10 protein-coding genes and 1 pseudogene are annotated in these 15351 nt (G+C 49.4%); 6 read left to right on the forward strand and 5 right to left on the reverse strand.

The genetic code is table 11. The annotated features are described in order from the left end of the window. The first annotated feature begins 19 nt into the window (after window positions 1–19). Both FHS56_RS02945 and FHS56_RS02950 read left to right on the forward strand, forming a co-directional pair. Complete coding sequence (locus tag FHS56_RS02945; RefSeq protein ID WP_166918384.1) at window positions 20–748, forward strand: hypothetical protein; 729 nt, start codon at window positions 20–22, stop codon at window positions 746–748. Then, complete coding sequence (locus FHS56_RS02950; protein ID WP_166918385.1) at window positions 702–2447, forward strand: S8 family serine peptidase; 1746 nt, start codon at window positions 702–704, stop codon at window positions 2445–2447. The genes FHS56_RS02945 and FHS56_RS02950 overlap by 47 nt, the downstream gene beginning before the upstream one ends. A 156-nt stretch (window positions 2448–2603) precedes the next feature. Here FHS56_RS02950 and FHS56_RS02955 read toward each other — a convergent pair whose 3' ends face one another. From FHS56_RS02955 to FHS56_RS02975, 5 genes and pseudogenes are all read right to left on the reverse strand, one after another. After that, the gene (locus FHS56_RS02955; RefSeq protein ID WP_166918386.1) at window positions 2604–4037 is read right to left on the reverse strand and encodes an MBL fold metallo-hydrolase RNA specificity domain-containing protein; all 1434 of its coding nucleotides are present in this window, start codon (window positions 4035–4037) and stop codon (window positions 2604–2606) included. A 307-nt stretch (window positions 4038–4344) separates the two neighbouring features. Further along, a pseudogene (gene acs, locus FHS56_RS02960) lies at window positions 4345–6265 on the reverse strand (acetate--CoA ligase). Between the two features lie 107 nt (window positions 6266–6372). Further along, on the reverse strand, window positions 6373–8967 hold the full coding sequence (locus tag FHS56_RS02965; RefSeq protein ID WP_208409615.1) for a hypothetical protein: 2595 nt from the start codon (window positions 8965–8967) through the stop codon (window positions 6373–6375). A gap of 75 nt (window positions 8968–9042) precedes the next feature. Then, a complete protein-coding gene (locus FHS56_RS02970) occupies window positions 9043–9909 on the reverse strand; it encodes a GLPGLI family protein (protein WP_166918388.1) in 867 nt (288 codons plus the stop codon). A gap of 130 nt (window positions 9910–10039) precedes the next feature. Continuing rightward, complete coding sequence (locus FHS56_RS02975; protein WP_166918389.1) at window positions 10040–10312, reverse strand: hypothetical protein; 273 nt, start codon at window positions 10310–10312, stop codon at window positions 10040–10042. A gap of 246 nt (window positions 10313–10558) precedes the next feature. Here FHS56_RS02975 and FHS56_RS02980 point away from each other — a divergent pair, with 246 nt between their 5' ends. From FHS56_RS02980 to FHS56_RS02995, 4 genes are all read left to right on the forward strand, one after another. Beyond that, window positions 10559–11932, forward strand: a complete 1374-nt coding sequence (locus FHS56_RS02980) for a cystathionine beta-synthase (protein ID WP_166918390.1) — start codon at window positions 10559–10561, stop codon at window positions 11930–11932. A gap of 322 nt (window positions 11933–12254) precedes the next feature. After that, window positions 12255–12794: a TRAP transporter small permease subunit gene (locus FHS56_RS02985; protein WP_166918391.1), complete on the forward strand. Its 540-nt coding sequence runs from the start codon at window positions 12255–12257 to the stop codon at window positions 12792–12794. A gap of 3 nt (window positions 12795–12797) precedes the next feature. Further along, window positions 12798–14120 (forward strand): TRAP transporter large permease, encoded by a 1323-nt coding sequence (locus FHS56_RS02990; RefSeq protein WP_166918392.1) that lies wholly within the window; start codon window positions 12798–12800, stop codon window positions 14118–14120. A gap of 13 nt (window positions 14121–14133) precedes the next feature. Further along, on the forward strand, window positions 14134–15291 hold the full coding sequence (locus FHS56_RS02995) for a TRAP transporter substrate-binding protein (RefSeq protein ID WP_208409616.1): 1158 nt from the start codon (window positions 14134–14136) through the stop codon (window positions 15289–15291). Window positions 15292–15351 lie beyond the last annotated feature (60 nt).

Raw genomic sequence — 15351 nt, forward strand, 5'->3', positions numbered from 1 at the left:
TCTCAACATTTTTCACTCAATGAAACTGATTCTGCGCTGTCTTGTGGGCATCGTACTGCTGTTGTGCCCGGCGTGCATACGCTCGGTGGACCCTGCGCCCTCCACGCTGGGCTATGATTATTACCCTCTCGAAACGGGCTTTTACCGCATATACTTAGTAGAGCGTACTGATTATTTTTCCAGTGGTGGCAGTGCCCAAACCACTTACTATTTGAAAGAGCTGATTGCCCGCTCTTATCTCTCTACACAACAAGACACTATTTTCGAGATAGAACGCTACTTGTCGCCAAAATTGTCGCCTGCCACTTGGACCATAGACTCCGTGTGGGCAGCCTATCGCCTCCCGCAACACGTGGTTTCGCTTGAAAACAACCGCCCTTGGATAAGGCTTGCTTTTCCCGTTCAAGCAGGTAGAAGCTGGAACATGAATATGTACAACTCTTTGCCAGAGCAGATTGCCCGCATCGATTCCTTTGAGATAAGCCGCTTGATAGAAGGCAACCGCTACAGCCCAGCCTTGCGTGTCTTGGAAAAAGCTGACTCTAATCTCGTGAGCAAAAAATATAGCTACCGGTATTATGGCAAGAATATTGGTATGATAGAAAGTTACGAAGAAAACTTACGCTATAAAACCGACCCTCCCTATACGGGGCAAGGAGTTATAGATTTCGGCTTTATTGTTCATTTTAAGTTAGTGGATTATGGAAAGCAAGCGATGCAAAAACAAACGAGGGCTTTCGTTCCTTAACATCTTTTTAGGGCTATACTGTGTGCTTGTTGCTTGGGCAGCTCATGCCCAGAACAATCCTAACCTTTCTTATTACTTTATTCCTTTTACCGACAAAAAAAATACGCCCTACAATGTGGAACATCCAGAAGCCTTTCTCTCACCACGTGCTATTGAGCGGCGCCAAAAAATGGGCATCCCCATTACAGAAAGGGACTTACCAGTGTCGCCCGATTATGTAGCACAGGTAGCAAATACAGGAGCACGCGTGCGCTACACGAGCAAGTGGCTAAATGGTGTGGTGGTGGTCTGTACCGACGACCAACTGACCGAAATACAAAAGCTTACTTTTGTTGACCTCGAAGGCATCGACTACCTCAAACCCGGCGAAACAGTTGACCCTCCCGGCTTGGCTAAGACACGGAAGCAAAAACAACGCAGCGCCTCTGCTTCGGTAGCAACCCCCACCCCGCCCCAACATCTTGCCGAATACGGACAAGCCCTCGCACAAAACCAATTGATAGGCGTTCCTTATTTACACATGCAAGGCAAGATGGGAAAGGGCATTCTCATTGCCATCTTCGATACCGGTTTCCACAATGTAGATGAAATTGACTTTTTTCAACACCTGTTCGAAGAAAACCGCATCGTAGCTACCTACGATTTTGTGATAGGTGAAGAATCGGTATACGAAGACGATTCGCACGGTCGCATGGTACTCTCTTGCATGGCTGCCTACAAACCCGGTGAGATGATTGGCAGCGCTCCGGCAGCCTCCTATGCCCTGCTACGCACCGAAGACGTTTCAAGTGAATACCGTATTGAAGAATACAATTGGCTGCGGGCTGCCGAATACGCCGACAGCTTGGGTGCCGACCTCATCAACTCTTCTTTGGGCTATAGTGTATTTGACGACCCAAACATGAACTATGTTGCTGAGCAACTCAACGGCAAAACAGCTCTCATTACTCGTGCCGCCAACATAGCTGCCGAAGTGGGAATACTGGTGGTCAACAGCGCCGGTAATGAGGGCAATAGTCAATGGAAATACATCACCGTACCTGCCGACAGCCCCACCACACTGGCTATAGGGGGCATCGATGCCCAAGGAGAAATAGCTTTTTTCAGTTCAATAGGGTTACCTTCCTCTCAGGTCGTCAAACCAGATGTGGTAGGGGTAGCCTACCGCACTACGGTAGTAAAAAACGGCTTTGTAGGACTTGCCAACGGCACTTCCTTTTCCTCACCTACTGTTTGTGGCATGATAGCCTGCCTTTATGAGGCTTACCCACAACTGACCATAGACCAGCTGCGCAATGCCGTGCGCCTGTCGGGCGACCGCAGTTCATCACCCGACTATACCTATGGCTATGGAGTGCCTCACGCACAGCGCGCCGCAGAAGTAATAGAAAAAGACATTTTACGCAGTAAAAACTATGATTTTCCTGACAGTGGCTTCCGCATCTACCCCAACCCTTATGACCGGCGCGAAGGTGTCATTTTCATTGAATGGGGCAAGGAGCTGCATGGCAAAAACGCTCAATTGCAAATTATCAGCAGCGACGGCAAACTGATGTTGGAGCGAAACTTCAGCCAAATAGCACATTTCGGAAGCATAACACTTAAAAGAGAAGAGCGCCTCCTGCCGGCGGGTACTTACTTGGTAAAAGTAAGCATAGCAGAACATCCGGTACTGACCCAACGCTTGGTAATAGAGTAAAGCCAAAGCTGTGCAATAAATGGAAGTGCCCCAAAAACATACTCTATAAACGGCAAAAAACAGCATCCGGGTTGACAAAAGAATAAAAGCCAGCAAAGCTAAGTAGTAACAAAATAAGAAAGGGCAGCCGCGGGCTGCCCTTTGCCTTTTGTATCCTTACAATTCGAAGGTTTGTCCTCGCATGGGGATTTCCACATCCCGAAAATGACGCTCGTGCAACAGCTGCTTGAAAGTCTGCATGGAAGAGAGTTCTCCATGCACCAAAAACACCTTTTTGAGGCGTTCGGGGTTTTGGTGCGACACAAAGCGCAACAGGTCATTTTGGTCGCCATGTCCACTGAATACATCTATACTTTCAATGTTGGCAAGCACTTCCACTTCTTCTTCTTTATGCGTACTGATGGTTTTGGCACCATTTAGCAGCTCATGCCCCAAAGTACCTTCTGCGGCATAACCTACCATCAGAATCGTGGATTGCGGATTTTGAATGTTGGCACGCACGTGGTGCTCGATGCGCCCGCCTTGTACCATACCCGAAGAAGAAATGATGATACAGGGCTCATTCAAATAAGCCAGTGCCTTGCTTTGTTTTAGCTTTTCTACATACACCAGATTTTCAAAATCAAACAACACGCGGTGCTCCTCATAAAAAGCCTGCGCTTCGTCGTTGAGCATGTTCACATATTTCATGTAGGCACGGGTGCTGCTGTGTGCCAAGGGGCTGTCGGAAAATACCTTGATAGGCGGCAGCTTCTTTTTTAAATACAGCTTATTCAATGTAAACAGCAAGGCTTGTGTACGCCCTACACTAAAAGCAGGAATAATGAGCTTGCCTGCCTTGGTTACACAAGCTTCTTTTACAATGTCGAGCAGCACTTCTTCGGGCTCGCCAACTGAAGTACGCTGCTTGTCGCCGTAAGTGCTTTCACAAACTAAGTAATCTACCTGCGGCGGAATGGTAGGGTTGGGCAAGAGCGGATAGTTGTAACGTCCTAAGTCGCCAGAAAATAGAATGGTTTTCTTCTCTCCTTTTTCCACTACCTCTAATAACACATGGGCAGCTCCCAGCAGGTGCCCTGCCGGCAACAAGGTTACATACACCCCTTCGGCAAGTTGAAACCGCTTGTTGAATTGAATGGGAAAAAATTGCTCCTTTGCCCGATTTACGTGTTTCTTCACAAACCACTCTTTGGGCAAGGTAATACCATTTTTTGAGAAAGGTTGACGGTCTTTTTGCTGTCGGTATTTTTTCCACTTGCGCTCATGGATAGCTGCCGAATCTTCAAGCAGCAGTTCGGTAAGAGTTACGGTGGGGGAAGTACAGACGATTTTTCCCTCAAACCCCTCTCTAATGAGGTTAGGGATATTGCCCGAGTGGTCAATGTGGGCATGGGTGAGAATCACAGTATTGACCATGGAGGCTTCGAAGGGAAAAAGGCGGGAAGGGTGAGCATCGATGGGGTCTTCGGGTGAGCGCTCCCGCTCCATATCAAAACCACAATCGACCAGAATACGATAGTCGTCGTCGGTCTCAAGTAAAAACATGCTACCGGTAACCTGACCGGCAGCGCCCCAAAATGTAAGTTTCATCTGCTTTTAGTTTTATCTATTGGTTATCAAAGTGTTATCATAAACAAAAAAAGAGAGCCGGCTCTTTTACCCCACTACTTTGCTTTCTTTCTGCATTGCCGTCTCTGTTCACCAAAAGTAGCAAATGCAAAGTTACGCTATTTGGGGCGCTTGTGCAATTCATTGTAGGCTTGGCATTTTCATGGTGGCTTGCCAAGCAGAGGTTCACTCCCAAAAAACAAAGCCTTAAGGTGGTGCTCTGTAAAACAAAAATCCCCTCTCTGCTACGACACCACAAAGAGGGGATTACGAAAAGGCAAGGCGATGGTCAAGAGCCAACACTTAACTGTCGTGCTCCCTCAATAATTTCGTCCACCACTTGGGGGTCGAGCAAGGTGGTCGTATCGCCCAAGTTCGAAGTATCGCCTTCGGCTATCTTGCGCAAAATACGACGCATGATTTTGCCGGAGCGAGTTTTAGGCAATCCGCTCACTATCTGAATCTTATCGGGGCAAGCTATCTTACCGATGGCATGCACCACCTGTTCGATAACATCGGCTTTTAAAGCATCGGGGTCAACAGCAGGCGTCGCCGGAATCACGTAGGCATAAATGCCCTGTCCTTTGACCGGGTGCGGATAGCCTACCACTGCTGACTCTACAACCATTTTCGATTGATTGATGGCATTCTCTATTTCGGCAGTACCTAAGCGGTGCCCCGACACATTGATAACATCATCTACACGCCCGATGATACGGTAGAGCCCCCTCTCGTCGCGGCGCGCGCCGTCGCCGGTGAAGTAATACCCTTTGAAAGCAGAAAAATAGGTTTGGCGACAACGCTCATGGTCGCCATAGGTGGTACGCAACATAGAGGGCCAAGGGAATTTGATACAGAGCAGCCCCTCTTGGTTGTTTTCTTCGATTTCTTTGCCATTGGTATCTAACAGCACAGGCTGCACCCCCGGCAAAGGCAAGCCTGCATGTGCGGGCTTCGAATCGTAGACACCCGCTAAAGAAGAAATCATAATGCCGCCGGTTTCAGTTTGCCACCATGTATCCACAATAGGGCAGCGCCCCTTGCCTATGTGGGTGTGATACCAGTGCCATGCCTCTTCGTTGATAGGCTCGCCTACGGTACCCAACACACGCAATGAGTCAAGCGAATAAGGGCGCACATAGTCCAAGCCGGCATACATAAGCGCGCGAATAGCCGTGGGCGCTGTGTAAAAGGATATTCACTTGGTGCTTGTCCACTACCTGCCAAAAGCGCCCTGCATCTGGATAGGTAGGCACGCCTTCAAACATGAGGGTAGTGGCACCGTTCAGTAAAGGACCATACACCAAATAAGTATGCCCGGTAATCCAACCTATGTCGGCTGTACACCAATATACCTCTCCTTCCTTGTATTGAAACACATTCAAGAAAGTGTAACCTGCATAAACCATATAACCGCCCACTGTGTGCACCACCCCTTTGGGCTTGCCCGTGGAACCAGAAGTATAAAGAATAAACAGCATGTCTTCGCTGTCCATGGGCACTGCGGGGCATTCGTCAGATACCTGTTTTAGTTCTTCGTGCAACCACACATCGCGCCCTTCCTGCATGTTCACCTCCTGCCCCAGTCGATTTGCTACAATCACCCGCTTCACCGAGTCGCACCCCATGGCAATGGCTTCATCAACCACCGCTTTCACAGGCATTTCTTTGGCACCTCGCTTCATGCCGTCGGAGGTAATGACTGCCACTGCCTGGGCGTCTTTGATGCGGTCGGCAAGCGCCGAAGCCGAAAAGCCGGCGAATACTACCGAATGCACTGCCCCGATGCGTGCACATGCCAACACAGCGATGGCCAGCTCGGGAATCATGGGCATATAGATGGCCACGCGGTCGCCTTTTTGAATGCCATTGCGCTTGAGTACGTTGGCAAAGCGGCACACCTGCTCATAAAGCTCCCGGTAGGTCAGGCGAAGGGGCGCTTCGTCCGGGTCATTGGGTTCCCAAATAATGGCTGTTTTGCCGGCATGGCTTTCCAAGTGGCGGTCCAGACAGTTGTAAGTGATGTTGGTCTTTCCGCCCAAAAACCACTTCACAGACGGGGTGTCAAACTCCCATTCAAGTGTTTTCTGCCAGGGGGCAAACCAATGATATTCGCCAGCAATCTCATTCCAGAAGCCCTCCGGGTCTTCTACGCTGCGGCGGTAAGTGCTTTGATACTCTTCGAAGGATTTGATACGAAAATTCATCATGGTCAATTTTATTTTTAGCTCAGCATCTTTCGTATCAATATCCTCAAAAAAGCGGATTAAGTCAATATTTTCTCGCAATTGTTCAAAAACCACACAATCAACGCCACTCACCACACCCAGCGGGCAGAAAGAAGCACGGACAAGGGACGCATTGGATAATAAAGCTCTGACAAGGTATTTTCGGACAAACGGAAAGCACGGTAAGCCTCCACATTCCACAGGTTGGTTGCCTTGATGCCCATTTCCATACGTTTCACACGCCAGGAAGCACTCAAATCGCCCAGCAACAAAGTGGCTGCACTGCCATCACTTTCATTATGTTGCCACCTTACAGAGAAAGCGCCTTTGAAGCTGCCGGCTACATAGTGCAACTTTGAATACCACTCCCATTGATACACGCCGGGTTGTGCCTCTTCATTTAAACGCAACAGGCTGTATGTGTATTGAAATTGCCCCTCATAGCGCCATGCGGTAGCCAGGGGAAAGTCAAGCTTTACGCCCCAATCGTGCACTTGGTTGCTGAGCCGCGTTTCAATGCCATTGAAGCGACGCAAGATTGCCTGCCACGACCGGCGGTAGTGCAAACCTACGGAAGCATTAAAGCGGCTCAGGTATTTCCCGCCTTGCATTTCTACTTGCCCCTGCTGCACCGGCACGCGCTCCGGCAACATTTCTGTAATAGCCAGGCGCTCGATGTAACGGCTTTGGGCTTGATAGTTTTGAAAAGCGCCTTGCCCGCTCGCCATCAGGCGCCAGTGAATGCCTTTCAGCAGGTCCGAATAAGCATAGGTAACATAAACAGAAGCCAAGTCGGAAACAAAAGGGCGGTTGCCTTGCACATAAACAGTCCGGTAGTCGTGCAACAAAGGGCGGGGGCTGTAAAAGGTTTCGGCATCGACTTCACGCGCCAAACGAAAGGTGGCATACAATTCGTTGCGAAGGTCTATTTTTTTATGCCACTGGCTCCGGGTTTCGCCGGCAAACAACCATCGTGCTTCTTCTGTGGGCAGGTGCAACCAATAGGGCTTTGCCTGAAAAGCCTGCACCAGCTCGTTGCGTTTACCCCAACGGAAAGTGCGCTTTAGACTCACGCCCGGCTGTATGTATGCCTGTGCCGCCTGCCAGCTCATGGAATCCACCGGGCTTGCTTCGGGCACAAGGCGCTCAAAAGCCGGGTTCAAAGCGGCATAGCCTGCCTGCAGACTACCTTCCATATCCCAAGCCTCTATGCGAAGTGCATACAGCCCTGCGCCCATCCACCGCAAGGGCTGCAGGCGGGCATCCAATCCCTCGTAGGCCTCTCCTCCGTTCCACACCTGCGGGAACAGCCCCGGCCGTAGTGCCAATTGCTCCTGCCCTATCTGCAAACGGCTTTGCCATTGCTGAAAGACAGCCCCGCCGGCAGCAGTAGGACGCATACGGCTAAAAGCATAGGCAAGCTGAAGGTTGAGCTGTTCCAGCCGCTGTTCAATAGCCTGCGAAGGGAAAAGCACCTGTGCTGCCGAGGCATCGCCCTGCACTTCTGCATAGTGTCGCATAAAACCTGCCGGCAGATTTTTTTCCGCTTGCATCTCTGCCCGCCAGTAGTGAGCCTGTTCTTGCCAGCGCTGTGGCTCCACGAAGTCGATGGTATCGGCGGGTAGAAAAAAGCGCTGCCGCGCCTCGGGCTGCCAATCGCTTTGGTCGAAGCTGTAATGCAGCTTGCTCTTCCATTCCACTTCCCGCTCGTTTTTGAGCATGCCGTTGAGTGCCACACTCGCCGATTGGTTGTATAAAAAAAGTTGCGGTTTGAAAGGGGGGCTATCTTTCACCACACCGTAAACAGAGCGCTCTTGCAAGAGAGAGAAGACATTATCCCAGGTGGCACTGCCCCCTATCACCACTCTTTGCAGCTCACCGGCAAGCTGCTCGCCTGTGTTGTTGGCTTTCAGCAAGTGCAGGCTTTGCCTGCTGCTTCCGAAGCGCATCCACTGCCCGTGGTAGGCACCCAGAATGCGTTGGCGGTGGTCGATGCCTGCGGCAACGGTATTGACCACATCGGCTTTGCCCTTGAACTCCTCTTTGAGAATCACATTCATCGCCGGCGCGTCGCTCCTGACGCCCATGCTGTCGAGCATTTTCACCGGTTGATGATTCTCGTACACCTCGATGCGCTCCACAGTCTGTGGGCGCATGTTGCGGCTTGCCAGTGTATAGTTGGCATCCAATAAGTTCAAGCCTTCCACATAGAAACGGTTGATGGCTTTGCCTTTGTAGCGAATGGTACCGTTGTCAAGCACTTCTATGCCGGGCATGCGTCGCAGCACCTCCTCCAGACTGATGTCCTGCTTTTCAAGGAATTGGTTCAGGTCATACACTACCGTATCGGAACGGATTTCCACGGGGCGGTCTTCTATCTTCACCTCTCGAATTTGCAGGGGGGCTTCGCTGAGCCGGACCGTGCGGGGTGGCGGCAACTGCTCAAAAGCAGCGAGCGACAGGCGGCGGGTAGCATAGCCGTAAAAAGAGAATTCCAGCCATGCGTGCTTCAGGCTGTCAGCTATGGAAAGCATGAAGCGCCCTGCTTCGTCGGTGATTGAGTGGGCATAGATTCGCTGCCCGGTAGAATCGGTCAGCAACACATTGGCATAGGGCAAGGGCTGCGCCGCCGTGTCTTGAACCACGCCCTCTATGGACCGTTGGGCATGCAATGCTTCCGGCAAACAGATTGTCAGAATCAAAGTAAAAAAGTAGGGGCAAAACCGCTTCATTACATGCAATGATATATGCGTGCTACATTATTGCTTCTTCCCGTTCCTCTCCGGCAGAAACTCTATGGGGTTGAAGTGTTCGATACGGCTTTGTTTGATTTTTTCTTCTGCGCCTTCTATGTTCAATCCAATGGCAGTGATTTTCGACTTATACACCTTCAGGGGTTCTTGATAGCGTACATACAGATTTTTCAATGCCTGCCGGTGCTTTACCTTTACGTATTGCTGTGCCAATTCCGGACGGTAGAAAAGCCCCGGCGAAAACTGCTCATCTACTATTTTTTCTACTCCTATCAACTCGAAGCGATAAGGTGCCGAACCGCTACTTTCTGCCCACACCACCAAGCCGGGCAAGCCTTGCAACTTCCATGGTCCGAAGGGGAGAGGGATGTCACGGGTATAGTACACGGTCCACTTCCGCCCCATCCACTCTGCTTGCGCCTTATGGCAACGAAAGCCTGCCAAAGTGGTGGTTTCATCTAAGAAATGCCACTGCCACTTGTCATTGATATAGGTTGTTTTTTCATGATCGTCAGCATATATCTGCATATCGTCCGTCCGTTGATGCACACGCTCACGGTTCAGTATATTGACGCGATAAAACGCATGGGCTTTTATTTCCATTGCTCCCCCTTGTCCGTAGCGGGCGTAGTATTCCCCAATGGTCATATTGGAAAAATGAAAATCGACGGAGTCTTGTTTGATGGCTGCAGGATGAAAGTAAAAAGCCTCTTTGGCAGAGGCAATCAGCCAAAGCGTATCGACCAAAGCGGTAGCTTGATTCAAAGAGTCCAACTGTCCCGTTACACGGTAGGCTGCCCTAAGGAAACTTTGAGCATAAAGTCCATTCATGCTCACCGTTATCATTAGCAGTAGTACTAAAATAGCTCTCATATTTATAACCTTTTAGTTTAAATTTGATACAAAAACTCACAAAAGTTATAACCAAAATAAGATAACTCACAATCTTCAATAAAAGGCAAGAGGAAGCTCCTCTTGACTTAGCAGTTAGTAGTTTACTAAATCAAGGACAAAGTAATGCATCAAGTGTATTCGCTATACTTACCAACTCACCTAACGTAAGACTACAATCAGCCGTTCCTGATACGGTTCCGCAGCTTAAAATAAATGTTACCGAAACACTACAAGGACGAGCCTGATAGTCTTCGCGGTTTTGTACATCATCATTTATGCACAAGTTTTCAGACACCTCCTTTCCTGGCTTTACCGGCAGGATTTCTGCTTTTGCAAATGCTGCACACAGCAGCAAGGCGAAGAATACAACTAACTTTTTCATAACAAATACAATTTAAGAGTTCAACCATTTTGCTTTTCAGCCAATGCCTGTGGTACCCAAACAGACATTGAAATACAATTTTTAGTAACTGCACCGGTGCTGTGTCGACACAGTGCAATGCTAAAAAAAAAAAAAAAAAGCATGTCAAGTTTTTTGTGTAATTTTTTTTGATTCCAATAAAAAAACACACCTCCCCCATGTCTGCCTATTTTTTGTAACTTTGCGGGCAAATCAGAAGAGATACTTATGCAATACTATCAGCATCTTATAGAAGCCATTGGTAACACGCCACTGGTGAAGCTCAACAAAGTGAGCCAAGGCATTCCCGGCACCATCCTGGCAAAGGTGGAATACTTCAACCCGGGCAACTCCATCAAAGACCGCATAGCCCTGAAGATGATAGAAGACGCCGAAAAAGCCGGCATTTTGAAACCGGGCGGCACCATCATCGAAGGTACTTCGGGCAATACAGGCATGGGCTTGGCTCTGGTGGCTATTGCCAAAGGGTATAAATGTATTTTTACAGTAGCCGACAAGCAATCACAAGAGAAAATCAACGTATTGCGGGCATTGGGCGCCGAAGTAATCGTATGCCCCACCAATGTGCCCCCTGAAGACCCCCGCTCCTATTATTCGGTAGCCAAGCGGCTAAACCGTGAAATACCGAACTCTTTCTATCCGAACCAATACGACAACCTGTCGAACAAGCAAGCACACTACGAAAGTACCGGTCCCGAAATATGGCAACAAACCGACGGCAAAATTACCCACTTTGCCGCAGGCGTAGGCACCGGTGGCACCATCTCGGGCACAGCGCAATACCTCAAAGAGCAGAATCCCAATGTATTTGTGCTGGGCATCGATACTTACGGCTCGGTATTTAAAAAGTACCATGAAACGGGCATCTTCGATGAAAACGAGATTTATCCCTATCTGACCGAAGGCATTGGCGAAGACATCCTGCCTAAGAACGTGGATTTCTCGCTCATCGACTATTTTGTAAAAGTAACCGACAAAGACGCTGCCCTCATGACCCGCCGTCTGGCACGTGAAGAAGCGCTGTTTGTGGGGTGGTCGTGCGGAGCTGCCGTGCATGGTGCCTTAGAATATGCCCGCGAAAACATGAAAGAAGACGACGTGATGGTTATCATCCTGCCCGACCACGGTACCCGCTACCTCAACAAAATTTACAACGATGACTGGATGCGCGACCATGGTTTTCTTGAGCGTCGCGACTTCGCCACTGCCCGCGACATCATACGTAGCAAAGGCAACAGCCGTCTGATTACCATTCACGAAAAGCAAAGCGTGGGCGAAGCCGCCGCCCTGATGCTCAAAGAAGGTATTTCGCAGTTGCCTGTAGTGGATGAAACCGGACATTTCACCGGCAGCCTCAGTGAGTCGAAACTGTTGCATAAACTGATAGAAAATCCTGAGCTGCGCCAAACAGCCATCCACGAAGTCATGGACCCACCGTTTAAGTTCGTGGGCATGGACAACACGCTGGATGTGCTTTCTTCTCTGTTAGACAAAGAAAATAAAGCATTGCTGGTACGCGACGAAAACAATCAAGTGCATATCATCACCCAAGCCGATTTGTTGATGGCATTGGCTAAATAAAACAACTGCACTCTCACATATCCAGCAAAAGGGCTTTCAGCTGAAAGCCCTTTTTATTTTTTCGCCCCTTGCTTGTTTGCGTACTCTTTCAAGAACTTTTCTTCATCCTTTCGTGCTTTCGAGGCTCGCCTCTCCTGTCGTCTCAAACTTTAGCGAGAAATCCATTTTACGCCTTTCGACTGGGCTTGATTGATATTCCAAAAGCGCAAACAAGAATGCACTCGTTTGAAAGCAGGCTTCAAATGCATTTTTTCGAAATAAGAAATCATTTTTTGCCTTTTCGAGGCATTCCTTGTATTTTTTGCCGAAAAAACACCTTCCTATGAAAGAAAATTACCTTCCTGTATGGCTCGCATGGCTCGACCAAATCAATGAGTACATAGGCAGGGGCATCCGTTGGAGCGCCCTGCTGATGGTGCTGCTCGTCTGTGTAGATGTCATTAGCCGCTACCTACTCAAAGAAGGCAGCGCCCTTTTCCCTGAACTGGAATGGCACCTTTTTTCCATTATGTTTTTGTTGGGAAGCGGTTATGCGCTTCGCCATGACAAACACGTGCGAGTAGATGTGATTTATGCCCGCCTGAGCGAAAAACAAAAAGCATGGCTCAACCTCTTGGGGCACTTGCTGCTGCTGTTGCCTTTCTGTTTCGTGCTTTTTTATGCTTCCGAGCCTTTTGTATATCGAGCCTTCGTCATGCAGGAACAATCGCCAGACCCGGGTGGCTTGCCTTATCGTTTTATTATCAAATCAACAATTCCAGCAGCCGCCATCTTGCTTGGTATTCAAGGTTTTGTGGAAATCATCCAATGCCTGTTTGTAATCTGGCATAAAGGTATTGAGCCCAAACACTCAAACAACTAAACCATGAGCTTAGAACTCTTTGCCTTGATTTTGTTTGCAGCCATTTTGCTGGTCTTGTTTCTGGGCTACCCGGTGGCTTTCGCCTTAGGAGGCGTGTCCATCTGGGTAGGTAGCATGGTCATGGGTATTAAGTTTTTCGATTTACTGCCTTTGCGTATCTACGGCACCATGCAAAATATTGTATTGCTGGCAGTGCCTCTCTTCATCTTTATGGGACTGATGCTTGAGAAGTCGGGCATTGCCGAGCGCATGCTGCAAACGCTCACCTTGTTAATGGGACGCCTGCATGGCGGACTTGCCTTGGCTGTCATCATCGTGGGCATTCTGCTGGCGGCTTCGACTGGTGTTGTGGGGGCAACGGTCGTTACTATGGGCTTGCTGAGCTTGCCCACGATGCTTAAGCGCGGTTATTCGAAATCGCTGGCGAGTGGTGTCATCGTGTCGGCAGGGACCTTGGGACAAATCATCCCGCCAAGCATTGTGTTGATTCTTTTGGGCAGTGTCATGAATGTGCCTGTGGGCGACCTGTTCATGGGAGCACTTATTCCGGGCTTGCTGCTGTCGTTAGGCTACCTCTTGTATGTGCTCGCCTTTGCCTACCTGAAGCCCGAACAAGCGCCTCCTGCAAGCCGCGAAGAGCTGAACGCTTTCAAAGGCAAAGGCATGCTCAAAGAAATAGCCATCAGCTTTTTGCTGCCTTTCCTGCTCATCTTGGCGGTGCTGGGTTCAATTTTTGCGGGCATAGCTACCCCCACCGAAGCCGCTGGCATCGGGGCAGTGGCAGCAACGCTGCTGACTGCCACACAGGGCAAACTCTCCATGAAGACATTGAAAGAGGTGATGAGCGAAACCACCTTTCTCACCTCCATGGTTTTCATGATACTCGTAGGGGCAGCCGCTTTCAGCCTCACCTTCCGCGCCCTCGAAGGTGAACGCCTCATTGTCCAAGCCATCACACAAAGCAATTTATCGCCTGTGGCGTTCTTCTGGCTTAGCATGTTGGGAATTTTCATAGCAGGTTTTTTCATCGACTTCATCGAAATCACTTTTATTTTTGTGCCTATCCTCACCCCTTTGTTTCAAAAGTTCGGTTTCGACTTGCTTTGGGTGGGCATTCTCATTGCCATGAATCTGCAAAGCTCTTTCTTGACACCGCCTTTTGGTTTTTCGCTTTTCTATTTGAAAGGGGTAGCGCCCAAAGAAGTGCGTACTATCGACATTTACAAAGGGGTTTTGCCTTTTCTACTCATACAAGCCCTTACTCTTCTGCTCATTTATTTCTTCCCGAAGCTGGTGCTTTGGCTTCCACAAATGCTTAACCAATAAAAACAATACAGGCATGAAAGGAAAAAAGAATAAAAACCGCTCGATGCCCTCCCGCAGGGCTTTTCTTAAAAAAGGACTGCAAAGCTTGGCTGCGGGCAGCCTGCTGGGTGTAGCAGCCTGTCGCCAAGACCTCAAGCAAGCCGCTGGAGTTGAACAGCTAAACGAAGCGCACAGCGGTGAAAGTATTGAGTGGATTGCCGCCACTACCTGGCCTCCCAATTTTCCTATTCTGGGCGAAGGCGTGCAGCTGTTTGCCAAGCAAGTAGAAATCATGTCGGCAGGGCGCTTAAAAATAAAAGTGTATGGGGGCGGCGAGCTGATTCCACCCCTCGAAGTATTCGATGCTGTAAGCAACGGCAGCATACAGATAGGACATGGCGCTGCCTATTACTGGAGCGGTAAAATACCAGCTGCCAATTTCTTTGCTGCTGTTCCTTTTGGCTTCAACGCACAACAAATGAACACATGGCTTATTAGTGGCGGCGGATGGCAGCTGTGGCAGGAAATATATGCCCCCTACAACATCATTCCGTTCCCTGCTGGCAACACAGGCGTGCAAATGGGCGGATGGTTCAAGCGTGAAATCAATAGCCCCGCCGACCTCAAGGGATTGAAGATGCGCATCCCCGGCTTGGGCGGCAAAGTATTAGACCGCATGGGAGGTGCTGCCGTGCAAATAGCGGGCAGCGAAATATACACCAGCCTCGAGCGCGGCGTCATCGATGCCGCCGAGTGGATTGGTCCCTATCACGATTACACCTTGGGGTTCCATAAAATTGCACGCTACTACTATTACCCGGGCTGGCATGAACCGGGAGCTACCCTGGAGCTGCTGGTCAACAAACAAGCTTTTGAATCACTGCCTGCGAGCTTGCAGGAAATCGTGCGCAATGCCGCCCTGCGTGCCAACCTGTGGATGCTCTCAGAATTCGAAGCGAAGAATGCTGAATATCTGGAAAAAATCGTATCGGAGGGGAAGGTAGAGCTGCGCTCTTATCCTTCTGAAGTAATGCGAGCCCTACAAAGCACCACGCGGCAATTACTGGAAGAACTGGCGGAGCAAGATGCTACCACGCGCAAAGTATGGACGCATGTACAATCATTTAAGCAAAAAATGAAGGGTTGGAATCAAATCTCCGAAGCAGCTATTCTGCCTTATCTGCAAAGCTAAACATAGCTTAAAGAGGCAGAAGCAACGTTCTGTTGGTTTTGTCATCTTATTGGGGGGCAC

The sequence above is a fragment of the Thermonema lapsum genome, assembly GCF_011761635.1.
Classification (GTDB): domain Bacteria; phylum Bacteroidota; class Bacteroidia; order Cytophagales; family Thermonemataceae; genus Thermonema; species Thermonema lapsum.

What these genes read in the sequence shown, in the direction of transcription:
- FHS56_RS02985 (WP_166918391.1), top strand. Translation starts at nt 12,255, where the DNA reads ATGAAAGAAAATTACCTTCCTGTATGGCTCGCATGGCTCGACCAAATC.
- FHS56_RS02970 (WP_166918388.1), bottom strand. Translation starts at nt 9,909, where the DNA reads ATGAGAGCTATTTTAGTACTACTGCTAATGATAACGGTGAGCATGAAT.
- FHS56_RS02950 (WP_166918385.1), top strand. Translation starts at nt 702, where the DNA reads ATGGAAAGCAAGCGATGCAAAAACAAACGAGGGCTTTCGTTCCTTAAC.
- FHS56_RS02990 (WP_166918392.1), top strand. Translation starts at nt 12,798, where the DNA reads ATGAGCTTAGAACTCTTTGCCTTGATTTTGTTTGCAGCCATTTTGCTG.
- FHS56_RS02955 (WP_166918386.1), bottom strand. Translation starts at nt 4,037, where the DNA reads ATGAAACTTACATTTTGGGGCGCTGCCGGTCAGGTTACCGGTAGCATG.
- FHS56_RS02975 (WP_166918389.1), bottom strand. Translation starts at nt 10,312, where the DNA reads ATGAAAAAGTTAGTTGTATTCTTCGCCTTGCTGCTGTGTGCAGCATTT.
- FHS56_RS02945 (WP_166918384.1), top strand. Translation starts at nt 20, where the DNA reads ATGAAACTGATTCTGCGCTGTCTTGTGGGCATCGTACTGCTGTTGTGC.
- FHS56_RS02995 (WP_208409616.1), top strand. Translation starts at nt 14,134, where the DNA reads ATGAAAGGAAAAAAGAATAAAAACCGCTCGATGCCCTCCCGCAGGGCT.
- FHS56_RS02980 (WP_166918390.1), top strand. Translation starts at nt 10,559, where the DNA reads ATGCAATACTATCAGCATCTTATAGAAGCCATTGGTAACACGCCACTG.